The organism is Fructilactobacillus florum 8D (genome assembly GCF_000512295.1).
Lineage (GTDB): Bacteria > Bacillota > Bacilli > Lactobacillales > Lactobacillaceae > Fructilactobacillus > Fructilactobacillus florum.
Genome location: NZ_ALXG01000034.1, coordinates 1 through 14,741, shown reverse-complemented (window position 1 = coordinate 14,741; position 14,741 = coordinate 1). Strand labels below are relative to the sequence as shown.

14 protein-coding genes are annotated in these 14,741 nt (G+C 42.8%); 4 read left to right on the top strand and 10 right to left on the bottom strand.

What is annotated here, in order from left to right:
- The 5 genes from B808_RS04235 to B808_RS04215 all read right to left on the bottom strand — a co-directional run.
- The coding region (locus tag B808_RS04235; protein WP_035422149.1) for a BspA family leucine-rich repeat surface protein at positions 1 to 1,512 on the bottom strand (1,512 nt) is incomplete at its 3' end.
- A gap of 116 nt (positions 1,513 to 1,628) precedes the next feature.
- Positions 1,629 to 2,570 carry a phosphoglycerate dehydrogenase gene (locus B808_RS04230; RefSeq protein WP_009166370.1) on the bottom strand — a complete coding sequence of 314 codons (942 nt, stop codon included), beginning with the start codon at positions 2,568 to 2,570 and terminating at the stop codon, positions 1,629 to 1,631.
- A 2-nt stretch (positions 2,571 to 2,572) separates the two neighbouring features.
- The gene (locus B808_RS04225) at positions 2,573 to 3,535 is read right to left on the bottom strand and encodes a sugar kinase (protein WP_009166369.1); all 963 of its coding nucleotides are present in this window, start codon (positions 3,533 to 3,535) and stop codon (positions 2,573 to 2,575) included.
- A gap of 21 nt (positions 3,536 to 3,556) precedes the next feature.
- Positions 3,557 to 4,840 (bottom strand): hypothetical protein, encoded by a 1,284-nt coding sequence (locus tag B808_RS04220; protein WP_035422147.1) that lies wholly within the window; start codon positions 4,838 to 4,840, stop codon positions 3,557 to 3,559.
- A gap of 2 nt (positions 4,841 to 4,842) precedes the next feature.
- A complete protein-coding gene (locus B808_RS04215) occupies positions 4,843 to 5,586 on the bottom strand; it encodes a sugar phosphate isomerase/epimerase family protein (RefSeq protein WP_009166367.1) in 744 nt (247 codons plus the stop codon).
- Positions 5,587 to 5,695: 109 nt separating this feature from the next.
- Here B808_RS04215 and B808_RS04210 point away from each other — a divergent pair, with 109 nt between their 5' ends.
- Both B808_RS04210 and B808_RS04205 read left to right on the top strand, forming a co-directional pair.
- Positions 5,696 to 6,688 carry a LacI family DNA-binding transcriptional regulator gene (locus tag B808_RS04210; protein WP_035422145.1) on the top strand — a complete coding sequence of 331 codons (993 nt, stop codon included), beginning with the start codon at positions 5,696 to 5,698 and terminating at the stop codon, positions 6,686 to 6,688.
- Between the two features lie 233 nt (positions 6,689 to 6,921).
- Positions 6,922 to 7,806 carry a 3-hydroxyacyl-CoA dehydrogenase gene (locus tag B808_RS04205; protein ID WP_035422142.1) on the top strand — a complete coding sequence of 295 codons (885 nt, stop codon included), beginning with the start codon at positions 6,922 to 6,924 and terminating at the stop codon, positions 7,804 to 7,806.
- An 82-nt stretch (positions 7,807 to 7,888) separates the two neighbouring features.
- Here the strand turns inward: B808_RS04205 and rbsU are convergent, their stop codons facing one another.
- The 4 genes from rbsU to B808_RS04185 form a co-directional block, all read right to left on the bottom strand.
- On the bottom strand, positions 7,889 to 8,809 hold the full coding sequence (gene rbsU, locus B808_RS04200) for a ribose/proton symporter RbsU (RefSeq protein ID WP_035422140.1): 921 nt from the start codon (positions 8,807 to 8,809) through the stop codon (positions 7,889 to 7,891).
- 111 nt (positions 8,810 to 8,920) lie between these two features.
- Positions 8,921 to 9,805 carry a GRP family sugar transporter gene (locus B808_RS04195; RefSeq protein WP_035422139.1) on the bottom strand — a complete coding sequence of 295 codons (885 nt, stop codon included), beginning with the start codon at positions 9,803 to 9,805 and terminating at the stop codon, positions 8,921 to 8,923.
- Entirely contained in the window at positions 9,806 to 11,338 is a 1,533-nt protein-coding gene (gene glpK, locus B808_RS04190; protein WP_035422151.1) for a glycerol kinase GlpK, read from the bottom strand.
- A gap of 107 nt (positions 11,339 to 11,445) precedes the next feature.
- Positions 11,446 to 11,697, bottom strand: a complete 252-nt coding sequence (locus B808_RS04185; RefSeq protein WP_009166363.1) for a hypothetical protein — start codon at positions 11,695 to 11,697, stop codon at positions 11,446 to 11,448.
- Between the two features lie 133 nt (positions 11,698 to 11,830).
- Here B808_RS04185 and B808_RS04180 point away from each other — a divergent pair, with 133 nt between their 5' ends.
- Positions 11,831 to 12,625 (top strand): tyrosine-protein phosphatase, encoded by a 795-nt coding sequence (locus B808_RS04180; RefSeq protein ID WP_035422136.1) that lies wholly within the window; start codon positions 11,831 to 11,833, stop codon positions 12,623 to 12,625.
- 224 nt (positions 12,626 to 12,849) lie between these two features.
- The gene (gene tyrS, locus B808_RS04175; RefSeq protein ID WP_035422134.1) at positions 12,850 to 14,103 is read left to right on the top strand and encodes a tyrosine--tRNA ligase; all 1,254 of its coding nucleotides are present in this window, start codon (positions 12,850 to 12,852) and stop codon (positions 14,101 to 14,103) included.
- A gap of 60 nt (positions 14,104 to 14,163) precedes the next feature.
- Here the strand turns inward: tyrS and B808_RS04170 are convergent, their stop codons facing one another.
- Positions 14,164 to 14,547: a hypothetical protein gene (locus tag B808_RS04170; RefSeq protein ID WP_009166360.1), complete on the bottom strand. Its 384-nt coding sequence runs from the start codon at positions 14,545 to 14,547 to the stop codon at positions 14,164 to 14,166.
- Positions 14,548 to 14,741: the final 194 nt, after the last annotated feature.

Below are 14,741 nucleotides of genomic sequence, written 5' to 3'. Positions count from 1 at the left end.
TTTATCGGTGGCTTTCGCACCATAAGTAGCGGGATCATTTGAAACCGCTTCGCCTGTATAAATCTTAACGTCATGTCCAGTGATACTTTGTTGATTTGCTAATCCATAATTCCAAACCCAATTACCGGGAAAGGAGTTAGTGGGGGTCTCACTAGTTTGATAAGAAGGAGAATCCATGTTAACCCAATTGCTGTAAGCTACCTTTCTGAGTTGCCCGTCATATTCAAAAGTTTCATTTACAAATGGAGTCGCCATCGAACTGTTACTCAAATCGGTATTGAATCCGATCCTCAACTGACTCAAAGAACTAGTTCCCGAAAACATTGATTGGCGAATTGCACGGGTCGAATCAAAATTAGATAAATCTAATTTTTTTAAATAATAATCACTCCAAAACATTTCCTGCATGGTGGTAACACGACTAGTATTAAAATTAGATAAATCTAGTGTCTCTAATGAATTGTTAACAAAAAACATTCCCGACATATCAACAACATTACTTGTATCAAAACTAGACACATTTACGCTAATTAACGAAGACATCACACCAAACATCGATCTCATTGAAACTACTTTACTAGTATTAAAACTAGATAGATCCAAACTAGTAACTTTTCTTACATCTCTAAACATATACCGCATTGTCGTCACTTTTTGCGTATCAAAAGTTGATAAATCAAGTGACTCTAGCGATATGTTGTTTGAAAACATACCGTACATGTTAGTAACTTGTGAGGTGTTTAGGTTATGCATATTATCAAATTTAATTAAATTAGAAAAATCTGCTAATAGGTTACTGGAATCCTGGGGAGCCTCCACCTTGGCTGCAAAATTAATATATTTAACCTGATCTCTAAAGTTATCGATTTCGCCACGATTTAACCCACTACCTAAAACCCCACCTTGATCAAAGGTTAACGTTTCGCCATCAAACGTCCAATGTGCCGTACCCCAAGTTCCAGTCGTTGGTTCGCTGGGCGTTGCTGCCAATGAAACCACTGGAGAAGTTGCTGCGGATGGTGCTGGAGTGGTTTCGGTCGCCGCCTCGGTTGGTTTTTCATCATGAACCGTGGCGGTTGGCTCAGCTGAAGCTTGCTCAGGACTTGGTTTCGTGGCATTGGCATCATTAGTTGCCGGTAGTTGGTTCGTTTCTTGAGTTGACACAGCCGGTTGTTCGGATTCCGCTTGCTGTGGTGGGGTGTTTGATAAATTAGCATCCCCTGCATCCGTTTTAGTTGGCACTGGTGTGGTATCCGTCATCGACTGCGCTGCAGTGGCTGTTGATTGTTGCCCAGTTGCCGGTTCGTTAACTGGTGCTGGTTCGGCATCCGTCGTTGATTTGGTTGCTTCATCAGAAGTAGCAACAGCCGAATTAGCTTCCGTAGTATCTGCTTGAATCGTCTGCTGACCTAACCAAATCCCACCGGTCAAAGTCAACGTTGTTACTGTCGCAAACATCCAATGCTTGCCCGCTTTATACATTTTATAATGGTGCTTTTCTAAATTATTCATATTAATCCTCCCTTAATTCGAATTGTTTTAGCCTTAATTATAAAAGCAAGAGCATATTAAGCATATGTTCTTGTTTTAGTTTATTTATTAATGTATCGGAGATAATAACTTTCTAATTAAATTTGATTAACTGGAAAGTTAGGATCATCACCATGCAACACCTTGACAATATCATGGGCTGCATCAACCGCCATTCGTTGCTTGGTTTCAACCGTATTGGAAGCAATGTGCGGAGTTAACAAAACGTTCTCCAACTGCACCAGTGGATCTGAAACAGGTAGAGGTTCGTGTTCAAACACATCCAATGCGGCACCAGCAATTTGTCCCGTCTGAAGGGCCGCCACCAGATCATCTTCCACTAAAATACTTCCACGAGCCATGTTAATCAAATAGGCGTCATCTTTCATCATAGTAAATTCCCGTTTGCCAATCGAATGCTCCGTTGCAGGAATAGCAGGCAAATGAACCATCACGTAGTCAGCCGTCTTAAACAACGTATCACGGTCAACCAGCTCGACACCTTCAGTTGGTCGTGAGGATGGATCCACTGCAATTATTTTGACTCCAAATCCCTGCAATTTAGCCGCGACCTGATGACCAATTCGACCAAAACCAAGAATTCCAACCGTTTTACCCTCTAAATCACGACCAAGATGGTTTTTTCGATAGTTCCAATGACCATCATGAAGTGCTTTGGAATCCTGATAAAGGTTCTTACTGATCGCTAAAAGTTCAGTAATAGCGGTCTCAGCCACGGAACCAGACAGTGCAGTTGGAGTATTAACTACCTGAATTCCACGCTGCGTAGCGGCTGCAACATCAACTGCATCATATCCCACCCCGTTTCGCGCAATTACTTGTAGGTTCGGCATGGCATCCATGATCTCCGCATCAAATGGCTGCGTCCCGATCAAAACAGCATTTGCAGCTGCTCCTTCACTCATCATCACAGCTTTGTCGCGACTGGTTCCGACGATCACTTGCAACCCAGCTTCTTTTAAGATTTCCTTGCCAACTGCTGGGATATCATCTGGTAAATAAACAATTTTTTTGGACATAACTATACTCCTTTTTGTGCAATCAAAAATTCCTGAAGTTGAGTGGGGGTTGGATAACCATCGTTATCACCGGGAGTTTGCACTTGCAAAGCCCCCACAGCATTGCCCCGCTCTACAGCTGCTTCTAGACTCAGCTGATCAAGTAATCCGGTTATCAAACCGAGTGCAAAACCATCACCAGCTCCGACTGTATCAACTACTTTGGCTGCCCGAAAACCTGGGATAATCTTGCCCTGTTTGTCTCCCTTGTTTTTTAGGTAGGCTCCCGCTTCCCCTAATTTAACAACCACCGTCCGGGTTTGGTCGCCATTGTGCAGGTAAAAATCCGCAATTGTTTCTGGGTCATCGCTGCCAACCAAAATTTTACCCTCGTTAATCCCCGGTAACACAATTTGACCAAAACGAGCTAACTGATTAATTGTTTCAATCATCTGTGCCTCGGAGTCCCACAATGCTGGGCGCAGATTAGGATCAAAGGTAGTTAGAATCCCGTGTTCTAGTAATTTAGTAGCAAATTCCTCAAACGTAGCTAGCGCGAGTCGTGAGATCGCCGGAAAAATCCCCGAAAGATGACCAATTTTAACCCCAGAAAAATCGATTTCGTCAATCACCGCTGGTTTCAGGTGAGCTGCGGCCGAATTCTTCCGAAAATTAAACGTCTGCGGATCCCCCTCAGCAACCAGCTCCTTGAGTTGAAAGGCCGTCCAGTTATTCGGATCGGACTCAATGTAAGTAGTTCCGACTTGATGATTTTTAATGTTTTTAATCGCAAAATCACCTAACGGATCTTGCCCGACTTGCGAAATATACTCAGTTGAATGGCCTAGCCGAGCAGCGCCAATTAACACATTCAATTCCGCCCCACCTAGCAATTTATAGTAATCAATACTGTCAACCAATCCTGCTCCTAAATCTTTAGAAGCAAAAGTTACAATTGGTTCGCCTAAAGTTAATAGTTCCGTCATCAGTTTGTTCTCCTTCGTTACTTAGTGGCCAAAAAATACATACACCAACATGACATTAACCGCGGTAATTATCCACATCACTGGTACGCCGGTCTTGAGATATTCTTTACTGCTCAATTTTGAATAGGTTAAAGCCCAAGTATTCCAAGATTGAGTTAGATCAATTGAAACCGCCATGATGCTTACGGTATAGAATAGTGGTAATAAAAACATGGGATTAAAGTAGCCCGTGGCTGCTAAAACTGAAGCCGTAGCAGCTCCTGCTCCCCATACGTGCAACGGACCACGAAAGAGTGCTAACGGTGCTAATACTGCAAACAAGAGCGCTAATATCAATGGATTATGGGGCAAGATCACTTCAATCAAACCTTTAAAATGTGGCACATTAATTGTGGCAGCTCCAACGAACATGATAAGCGCTAGTAGGAAAATAATCAGCCCCGCAATGTCATTAACTGCGCGTACCGTGGTCTGATTAACAAAATCAACCAGTCCATGAAACGTTTTCATCTTACCGGTCAAGAGCAAGGCAATTAACGTCGATAGTAGCAGTGCGGGAATGGCATCCCACTTAAAAACTAAATTGAAAATTACCGGTAGTAGTGGAATCACATACGTAATTGGATTAACTCGAGGAACAGCTGGGGCACCTGCTTTTGCTTCGGCTAATTCCTCGATGGCTCCGCCCTTAATCTGGCGCCGATGGATTAGAATAAAGATAATAATCCCCACGGTTTGAACCAACATTGCCGTAATCCCAAACATCAAATATTTTCCAGAATAACTAACGGACGGAAAAAAGGCCTTAATTTGATTAAAAAGCACTACGTTGAGGTACATTGCTCCTCCAATTGCCATTGTAAAAATTGGAATCGCTAATCTTTTTGGGACTCCGATCGACAACAGAATGGGAATTAGAATAACCCCGATTGCCATTACCGAACCAACCCCGTATGCCGATGAAAAGATCAATACCGTAACTAATACAATCATAATGGTAGCTAAGATCGGAGCTTTACGACCAACTTTTTCAGTCTGAGCTGATATTGAACCTGCAATCCCCGTCTCTACTAAAACCCGACCAAACCAAGATCCAAAAATAATATAGATAATGGTGGGTCCATAATTCAACGCCGGTTCAGCAATTACCTTTTGCATGACCGTATTGAAAGGAATTAATCCGATAACGGACCACAGCACTGCCATGATGAAGAAACCAACGGTAAGATTCCCGCCCTTCATGATGTAGTAAATGAACGCCAAAAAGGTAATTAGTAACAGTGTACTAATGATAATATTTGTCATCGTCAATCTCCTTCAGTAAGCTTCGCAATCCCTGCTTCTAAAACAGCTTGGGAGGCCGTTGGATACTCCAAAGCCACCGGAACGTCTTGCGGTAATTGCTGAAGGATCGTTTCCCATGATAGCTCACCGTCACCTAATGGAACCGTCACGGTTTGTTTCCCGCTGCCAAGACAATCTTTCAGATGAATATAACTCACGTGGTCAGTCAGCATCGTTGCTGCTTGCAGTGGATCTTCATCGACATAGCACCAATTACCCAAGTCATAAACATAGCCAATTTGCAATCCATGGCGCCGGGCGGCATCCAAAAAGTTGACAATCGCTGCCAAACTTCCGGACTGTTGCGTCTGATCATTTTCAACATTAATCTGGTCAACTAATCGCCCATAGTGTTCCAGCTTGATGAGTTGTTCGGTCTTAAATCCTTTAAATTCACCGATGTTAAATTTAATGGCATGAATTCCTAATTGTTGAGCCTCTGTAAAGTAAGTCGTCAACTTAGCGTTTAACTTGCCTCCAATAAATAATTCATCCGGAACTGAATAAAACAAAGTTAAGCCATGTTGTTCTGCGTAAGCGCGAATCCCTTTGATTTCACCCGGGATATTTTTGAAAAATTCGCGGCGAATTTCTACATTAGTAATCCCCAAACTAACCGCCGTGTGCAGCATTTCTAACTGCAACTCACCTTGAGCCCTGGCATTAGCGAAGACCAAATTGTTTAAAACTAGTTTGTTCTTTTCCATGATGTGTACCTCTTCCTATTTTTGTAAACCGTTTTCGGAAACCGGTTTACAAAAATAAGTGTAATCGCTTTCATGGATATTGTCAACTTTTTTATTGTATAATGCGAGTATGATGAAAAAGACAACTATTAATGATATTGCAAAAGCAGCCGGGGTATCTAAAACCACCGTCTCACGCTATCTAAACCAAAAATATGCCAACATGTCGGAAACTACCAAAAACAAAATCGAAGCTACCATCGCCAAACTCCACTATCAACCCAACCGTAACGCCCAAAGTTTGAAAACTAATCAATCTTATTTATTGGGAGTTTCCGTAGCCGACATTTCCAATCCATATACTCCCCGCCTGCTCAAGGGGATCAATGACTATTTGCAGTCAACGCGTTATCAAATCATGATTATGGATGCTGATAATTCCGTCCAATTAGAACAAGCCAACATTCAAAAGCTGCTACGTGATGAGATCGATGGATTACTACTGCAACCGCTCAACAATCAAGCAAAAAATTATGAACAACTGATTGCCTCCGGCCTGCCAACCATTCAAGTAGACCGCTATTTGGAAACTAGTAACTGGTCAGCCATTGTTTCTGATAATTTTAAAAAAGCTGCCGAAGTTGGTGCCCTCATCCAAGCACACCACTACCAGCATGTGATTGTCTTGACAAATAGCATCCAATATATCAGTAGTCGAAAAAATCGCTTGTCCGGCTTAAAAGCCGCCCTTCAAACTAGCAACATCAATATTCAGGTTCTTAACGTAGATCAAGAGCAGGACTGGCAAACGATTTTAGTGACTGCTGCTCAGCAAGATCAAAAGACCGTCATCTATGCTCTAAATGGTTCCCTGCTATGGGAGACAATTCGAACGCTGCGCTCGGCAGAAATTGATTTTCCTACAGATGTTGGTTTACTGGGCTATGATGATAGTGGTCTGGCTGATTTAATCACTCCTGGGATTACATCAATTATGCAAAACCCCCATCAGATTGGAAAATTAGCGGCTTGTAAATTGGTCAAACTGATTGACAATCCGAAAAAAACAAAAACTGAAAAAACTGAAATTCCAACTTCATTAATTGAACGTGCTTCTCTATGATCACCGTTTAAAGTAACCAAATGCAAAAACCGATGTCCCTAATAGACATCGGTTTTTTTAATTTTAAATTCTTTAGCATGCCGAATGGAACCAAACGTAGCTAGACCTTGATTTATCAAAGCTAAACACAACTGTCATTATAATTTTACAATTATCATTTTAAATGATGTCGTTTTGTTTTGGTAATGCTACAATTTAGTTGACTTTATAACTAGGTTCCTCGGGAGGAAATCATGACTTATCAAAACGTAACAATCATCGGCGGTGGGGTCCTTGGAGCTCAAATCGCGCTTGTATCAGCTTTGCATGGTAAAAACGTGACCATCTGGGGGAGAAAAAATCAATCGTTAGACAAGGCTCGGCAGCGAGTGACTTTATATTCACAAGCCGCTACTAAATTTTTAAAGCTCTCTCATCAACAGCTTGAACAATCATCAACAAATTTGCATTACCTTACGGATTTAGAGACTGCCGTTGCAAATGCTGATTTAGTAATTGAATGCCTCCCCGAAAATCGAGCTTTAAAACACGATTTCTTTAAGAGGTTCGCACAAATCGCCCCTCAAAAGACTGTCATAGCAACCAATACCTCAACCATGCTTCCATCTGAGTTTGCTGAAGATACTGGTCGCCCAACTAAGTTTTTGGCATACCACTTTGCTAATGAAATTTGGAAATACAATACAGCTGAAATCATGCCCCAAAGTCAGACTGATCCACAATTAATTGATACTTTTATCGCCTATTCGAAGGAGATTGGCATGGTTCCGTTGGTAATCCATAAGGAACAGGCGGGTTATTTACTGAACTCCATGTTAATTCCCTTTTTACAAGCTGCTTTAAACCTGTGGGGAACTGACGTTGCAAACTTTCAAACCAATGATAAAACTTGGATGATCGCCACTGGAAGTGCAATTGGTCCCTTTGGCTATTTAGATCTGATCGGCATTCGGACTATCTTAGCCATCGGTGAAGCAGATGAGCAAACTGATTTATCCCAACCCGTCTACACCAAGATTAAAAATATGCTGGCAGCTGGCCATATTGGGGTGGAAACTGGGCAGGGATTCTATACCTATCCGCACCCCGCCTATCAACAAGCCGACTTTTTAAAATAATCAGCGAACTAACTTTGCTGTTTGCTTAAATTTAGCAATCAAAAAAACGACCCATCAAAACGATGGATCGTTTTTTATATAACTATCTTAAGAAGGCAGTTACTGCGGCAGCACCAATGATCAATGCTAGCCCAATTAACGTCATAACCATTTCTTTAGATGTTTTCTTCTGATGCAACATGTAAATCCCTGTCAAAGTTGCTAAGACTACACTTACCTGCGAAATTACGAAAGCATTTGAAAGTCCCAACATCTTAGGTTGTGCAGCAATCAGATATGATAAAGCAGCAATTCCAAACAGTAATCCTGCAAAAATCTGTTTATAAGAAACTGCTTCCTTGAAGACATTTTCTTGATTGATTCGCATCAAACTATAAACTACCGCAACCAAGACCATTCCGATCGCCTGTGGTAAAAAGGCTTGTAAACCAGTCATTTCTGGCGTGCTTGGCAAAATTCCCTTCGCCCAAGTTAAATTACCAGCCTGTGGGGCTGCCGAGTATAACCAGTAACCGATAACCCCGATTAATTGGTAAATAACGGCCTTTTTCAAGGCATCGACATTTGTATTTTCTTTATTTTCAGACCAAGTCGTCAAAGTTGCTCCAATAATGATAACGATTAGAGCAAGAATTCCTAAAACCTTGTTCAGAGCACCTGGCCAACTGCTCAGGGCAAAAGCACCCCATAGCGCAGTTACAATCAGTTGAAAAGCAGTGGTAATTGGCATTACCCGTGAAGAACCGATCAAAGTATAACCCTTAAAGGCCATAATCTGACCGAAGCCCCAACCACATCCAGATAGAATCCCGTAAACTAAGTTCCATCCAGTTGGGAAAGCACTACCAGAGACAAAGTACACAACTAATGCGACGACCAAGGCTCCAATCGTAGCACCCAAAATCTGATTAGAAGGTTTCCCTCCAATTTTAGATGAGACTGTGGGGAAAAATCCCCACCCAATAACTGGAATAATTCCAATTAATAATGCAATTCCTTCCATCTTTTTTCCTCCATTGACCGCAACGGGTCAGTAAATTATTTCTGAATTAATTATAAATCATTTTCATTTTATCTGAAAGCGATTTCATGAAATTAGTTAATTTTTCTTCCGCTAGTTTGGAATAAAGGCTGTCAAGGCTGCTGCAACCACAATCAAAGCCAATCCTAGCAAGGTGACTACCATTTCTCGGGGCGTCTTAGTTTGATGAAGCCAGAAAATTCCCGTCAAGGTTGACACAATCACGTAGGCCTGTGAAAGCACAAAGGCGGTCGATAGTCCTAACATATTGGGCTGCGTTGCGATGAAATAGCTAAGTGCTGCTAGCGAAAGCACTACTCCAGAAATGATCTGTTGATAAGAAACCCGTTCCTTAAAAGCATTTTCGTGTTTAAGTCGTGCCAGGCAATAAATTACTGCCGCCACAACCATTCCAATTCCCTGTGGCAAGAAAACCGTAAGTCCACTTAGATTGATGAAGCGGGGTGCTGCTGAATAAAGCCAGTAACCGGCTGATCCAATCAACTGGTACCCAATCGCCACGCGCATTTTGTGCACACTAGCGGCTTGGCGATGCTGTTGCCAAATGGTTAGATAAGTTCCCACCACGATGATTAACAATGCACTGAAACCCATGATTTTTGCATCTAGGCGAGCCCAATTTCCAAGGAAGAGCACGCCCCACAACGTATTGATTACCATCTGGACACCGGTATGAATCGGCAAAACCCGTGAAGAACCGACTAGTTGATATCCTTTGAAGCCCATAATTTGACCAAAGCCCCAGCCCGCTCCCGACAAGCTACCCACTAACAAGACCATCCCCGTCGGCAATGGTAAATGAAAAAGGAAACTAACTCCCACCCCAGTCAAAAAACTGCCGAGCGTAGCTCCTAGAATTTGGTTGGTTGGTCGACCGCCGATTTTACTCGCAATCGTTGGAAATAAACCCCAACCCAAAATTGGAAATAATCCAACTAAAAGTGCGATCAGATTCATTTATTCGTGCTCCTTTTGATCATGGTTAGCCTGCGGTTGAAAACTCTGAGCGGCCTGCACGGCTCGCCGCCATCCTCGCAATCGTCGTTGCCGGACTGGTTCCGTCATTTTAGCTGTGAAACATCGTCCCGTAGTCGTAATTTGTTGGACTTCATCCACATCCTTCCAAAAACCGGTTGCTAGTCCACTCAAAACAGCGGCACCCCAAGCCGTAGTTTCCTCATCACTAGTTCGTTGCACTGGCTTAGCCAGGATATCCGCCAAAAATTCCATTAAATAAGTATTCCGACTGGAACCACCATCTGCTCCGAATTGGGTAATCGCAAGTTGCGTAGCTGTTTCCATCTCATCAACAATATCCTTAGTTCGATAGGCGATTGATTGTAACGTAGCTTGCACCAGTTCGTTAGCTCCAGTCGCCTGTGTCATGCCAAAAATTGCTCCTCGCGTTTTCGTATCCCAATAAGGTGCCCCCAGTCCAGTAAAAGCTGGCACTAGGTAAACATTACTCTGCGGGTCTGCCTCATTAGCCGCCTTACGCGAGGCTGGAACATCCTTGATCAACCCCAGTTCATCACGCAACCACAACAATGCCCGCCCGGCCGTGAAAATGGTTCCTTCTAAACCGTAGCTCACCGTGCCATTCATTCCATAGGCAATTGTCGTCAACAATCGATCGGCATGCTTAGCTGGTTGCGTGCCCGTATTCATCATGATAAAAGCACCGTCGCCATAGGTTCCTTCTACCATGCCAGGGGTGAAACTCATCGAACCGACTAACGCGGCCTGTTGATCACCAGCTAGGCCAGCGATTGGGACCTGCACACCGTAAAATTGGTAGTTCTCCGTAAACCCATAAACCGCATCGCTAGGTTGCACCTTTGGCAACATCGTCCGTGGAATGTTCAGCATCCGCAAAATATCAGCATCCCACTCCAAAGTATGGATATTAAAGAGCATCGTCCGGCTGGCGTTGGTATAGTCGGTTGCGTGAATGCGACCGGCCGATAGCTTCCACATCAACCAGGTGTCAATTGTCCCAAAAAGCAGGTCGCCTGCCTCGGCCCGGGTTTGTGCTCCTGGAACCTGATCTAAAATCCAACGAAGCTTTGTCGCAGAGAAATAGGCATCAATCACTAAACCCGTTTTTTCTCGAATAACCCCCGCTTTCCCATCCTGACGGAGTTGATCAGCCAAATGATTGGTCTGTTGTGAAAGCCAGCCAATTGCCGGATAGATGGGCTTGCCGGTATTGCGATCCCAAACTACGGTCGTTTCGCGTTGATTAGTAATCCCAATCGAATGAATCATCTCTGGATGAATCTGAGCATCAATCAGCGCGGCGGCAATCGCTGAAAGCACGGAACTCCAGATAACATCCGGATCTTGTTCGACCCACCCCGAATGGTTATTGATATGTGGAACTGGTTTCATGCTTTCAATCACTTTTCGACCATCATGATCATAGATAACCGCTCGCGTACTACTAGTTCCCTGATCAATGGCTAAAATGTAAGGTGCTGAAGTTGTCATGGTAACCCCTTTCGTCAAAGCTGCTCGCATTATCATAACACGGCGACCCTGTTTCGAAAAAAATGGTGCAGCTAGACTCAAAGTCTAACTACACCACCAAGCTAATCTTAACGTTTAATTTCAACCTTAATGTCACAATCGAGATCTGCGGGCTGAAGTTGTTCTTGATAGGTAAAGGCTGCTTCCTTGAAGTAGTGCTTCATCTCATCATTAATCACCTGCAATGACCGTGGATCATTGTTTTGTTGCTTGATTAATAACGTATATTCCTTAGTATCCTCATCAACATTTTCAAAGTCGTACAGGACATCAACGGTATTTAAAATTTCTTGAATTAATTGTCGTTCCGTCATTTTCATGGACTAAATCTCCTTCAAAACGTTTGCCTTTAGCCTATGACACTTTTAGATTTTTGTAAACACCAGCCGCTCCGTAGTTTTCTGAGTCATGCTATAATTAAAGTACTATAACTATTGCGAAAGAAGTGAAATCATGGAAAATAAGCGTGTTTTACCACTTGATTCAGTCGACAATCCTCGCGAGCTTGGTGGCTATGAAACCCGTAATGGGCACCGCGTCAAGTGGCAAAAGCTGATCCGAACCGGCAGTCTCGGTCGTTTAACTGCTACCGATTTGAATTATCTGGAAGCTTACGGAGTCCGTGCTGACGTCGATTTGCGTTCAAAACCAGAGGTAAACGCAGCCGGTGACCAACTCGCAAACAGCAACATTGTTTACCACTTTACCCCGGTTTTTAACGAAGATCGCACTGATAATTCCCAAGATCCCCGTGATTTCCGTAAATTATTAGAAAATGACCCTCATTATGGACATGATCACATGGTAAATACTTATGTCCAAATGATTAGTAAGAAAGAACCCCGCCAAGCTTTTTATCATCTTTTTCAAACGCTTTTAAACAATGATCAGGCGGAGGATGCCATTTTGTTCCATTGTACGGCGGGCAAGGATCGAACTGGAATGGCTGCTGTCTTTATTTTGGCAGCGCTTGGCGTTGATGAAGAAACGATTAAACATGATTATCTCCTAACTAATGAAGTGGTTCGTGATATTATCGAACAAAAGGTCGCCGATGTAAAACAGGCGGGCTTTTCTGACCAAGCGGCTGAGAATCTCCGTGCCCTTTATTGCGTTGACATCGATTACTTAAATGCAGCCCTCGCTGAAATCAAGCAACGCTATGGTTCAATGGATAATTTTTTGCACCAGGGAATTGGCTTGTCAACGACTGACCTCACCAAATTACGACAACTTTATCTCGAATGACTAGCCAAACTAAACAAATTTATTTATAATACGTAGCAAGAGTGTGAACTGAGATGTCAGAGAATTGGCGGTTGCTGCAAGCCATGCAGGTTCACCTCTCAAATTACAACTTTAACCTAAATTAAGTGCAGGTCAACCGACCTGAAAATGGGTGGTACCGCGCGTCAGCGTCCCAATAGCGTTGCTATTGAGACGCTTTTTATTTTGTTAAAAGGAGACCAACAATGGATATTTTAACCGATCTACAATGGCGAGGCGCCATTAATCAAGTGACTGACTTACCCGGACTAACGCAGGAACTTCAGGAACACCCGATTGCCCTCTACTGTGGGGTTGATCCCACGGGACCCAGTATGCACATTGGTCATCTAATTCCCTTTATGTTGATGGAACGTTTCGCCAGAGCCGGTAATTACCCGTACATTGTCATCGGTGGGGCTACTGGCTCAATCGGCGATCCCAGCGGTCGTGCAACTGAACGGCAGTTGCAAACCAAACAGCAGGTGCAGGCTAATGTCACGGCACTCACCAAGCAAATGCAACAATTATTTGGAGCTAATTCAAACATCAAAATTGTTAACAACTATGACTGGACTAAAGATCTTAGTTTGTTGGACTTTCTACGCGATTACGGAAAACATTTCAATGTCAACACCATGTTAAATAAAGAAGTCGTGGCTACTCGGTTAGATCAAGGAATTTCTTTTACTGAATTCACCTACCAAATCCTTCAAGCCTACGATTTCTTAACGTTGAATCAAAAGCATCACGTTCAGCTTCAAGTTGGTGGCGCCGATCAGTGGGGAAATATCACAGCGGGAATTGACTTAATTCATAAGTTAGTCGGTCGAAAACAGCCGGTCTTTGGATTAACTATTCCTCTCATGCTCAAGGCAGACGGCACCAAATTTGGCAAAACTGCCGGCGGAGCGGTGTGGCTCGATCCCCAAAAAACCACGCCCTACGAATTCTATCAATTTTGGTACAACCAAGATGATCGCGATGTTGTAAAATACCTAAAATTTTTCACCTTCTTGAGCCACGCAGAAATTGATGAATTAGCAAAAAAAGTTGAACAAACGCCATGGAAACGGGACGCCCAACGCGCCCTTGCTGAAAACGTAACTGAATTTGTTCATGGTCATGCTGCCGTAGAAAATGCTGAACGAATCGCTCAGCTACTCTTTACGAATAATCTCCAGAAACTGACCGCAGATGAAGTCCAGCAAGTCTTTCACAGCGTACCAACCACTACCATTGCAAAAACTCCCCATAATTTAGTCGACCTGTTATTAACAATGCAGGTTGAAACTTCTAAACGGCAGGCGCGCGAAGATATCAAGAATGGGGCCATTCGGATTAACGGCATTAAAATAACTGATACCAATGCTCAAATTGATCCTCAAAGTAATTTTGACGGTCGTTATTTAATTGCGCAACGTGGTAAGAAGAAACATTTTCTGGCACAAGTCCAATAATGACTTAAAAAAAGAAGGACGACACCCTAATGGTTGTCATCCTTCTTTTTTTCTTTGAAATTAATCTGCTGCCGTCAGGGATGCTTTAATGTCAGCTAACGACACCTCTCCCTTTAGGTATTTTTGATACAGTGGATTTGCATCTGCTTCCGTTTCATCTTGGCGAAAATCATAATTTTCGATAATCATTTCTAAACTTTTTTGGTTCAGATTAGTCATCCCGGGCTCGTTTAAATAAGAAGATAACCAAATCGAATATACGTTTCCCAAACTACTTTTATTGATAATTTGCGGATCCAAGTAACTCGGATCACCGTTTAAGAGGGCCACTAAAACTCGAAAATCTTGACTATTTTTAGTTTCATCACGAGTAGTCCCAATCGTAGCAATTTCTTTTTCTAAAATACGTTGATTAAGTATCTGGCGTTTTTTAATTTCTGGCATTAGTCATAAACTCCTGTTTAGTCTACATTCCGTTTAACTAACCAGTGAACCTGGTTATCTAATTTTACCACACCATTTTCATCTAGACACTAATGAAAAACCCACCTAGTCGGCACGTGCCGAACTGGGTGGGTCTCATTAAAATTTAATTTATAAAAATTTTGTTTACCAGTAACTGTGTGAAGCACGGAAGT

Excerpts from the sequence above, each read along its gene's own strand:
- B808_RS04225 (WP_009166369.1), bottom strand. The coding sequence starts at position 3,535 with ATGACGGAACTATTAACTTTAGGCGAACCAATTGTAACTTTTGCTTCT.
- B808_RS04180 (WP_035422136.1), top strand. The coding sequence starts at position 11,831 with ATGGAAAATAAGCGTGTTTTACCACTTGATTCAGTCGACAATCCTCGC.
- B808_RS04195 (WP_035422139.1), bottom strand. The coding sequence starts at position 9,805 with ATGAATCTGATCGCACTTTTAGTTGGATTATTTCCAATTTTGGGTTGG.
- B808_RS04230 (WP_009166370.1), bottom strand. The coding sequence starts at position 2,570 with ATGTCCAAAAAAATTGTTTATTTACCAGATGATATCCCAGCAGTTGGC.
- B808_RS04210 (WP_035422145.1), top strand. The coding sequence starts at position 5,696 with ATGATGAAAAAGACAACTATTAATGATATTGCAAAAGCAGCCGGGGTA.
- B808_RS04170 (WP_009166360.1), bottom strand. The coding sequence starts at position 14,547 with ATGCCAGAAATTAAAAAACGCCAGATACTTAATCAACGTATTTTAGAA.
- glpK (WP_035422151.1), bottom strand. The coding sequence starts at position 11,338 with ATGACAACTTCAGCACCTTACATTTTAGCCATTGATCAGGGAACTAGT.
- B808_RS04205 (WP_035422142.1), top strand. The coding sequence starts at position 6,922 with ATGACTTATCAAAACGTAACAATCATCGGCGGTGGGGTCCTTGGAGCT.
- B808_RS04215 (WP_009166367.1), bottom strand. The coding sequence starts at position 5,586 with ATGGAAAAGAACAAACTAGTTTTAAACAATTTGGTCTTCGCTAATGCC.
- B808_RS04185 (WP_009166363.1), bottom strand. The coding sequence starts at position 11,697 with ATGAAAATGACGGAACGACAATTAATTCAAGAAATTTTAAATACCGTT.
- rbsU (WP_035422140.1), bottom strand. The coding sequence starts at position 8,809 with ATGGAAGGAATTGCATTATTAATTGGAATTATTCCAGTTATTGGGTGG.
- tyrS (WP_035422134.1), top strand. The coding sequence starts at position 12,850 with ATGGATATTTTAACCGATCTACAATGGCGAGGCGCCATTAATCAAGTG.
- B808_RS04220 (WP_035422147.1), bottom strand. The coding sequence starts at position 4,840 with ATGACAAATATTATCATTAGTACACTGTTACTAATTACCTTTTTGGCG.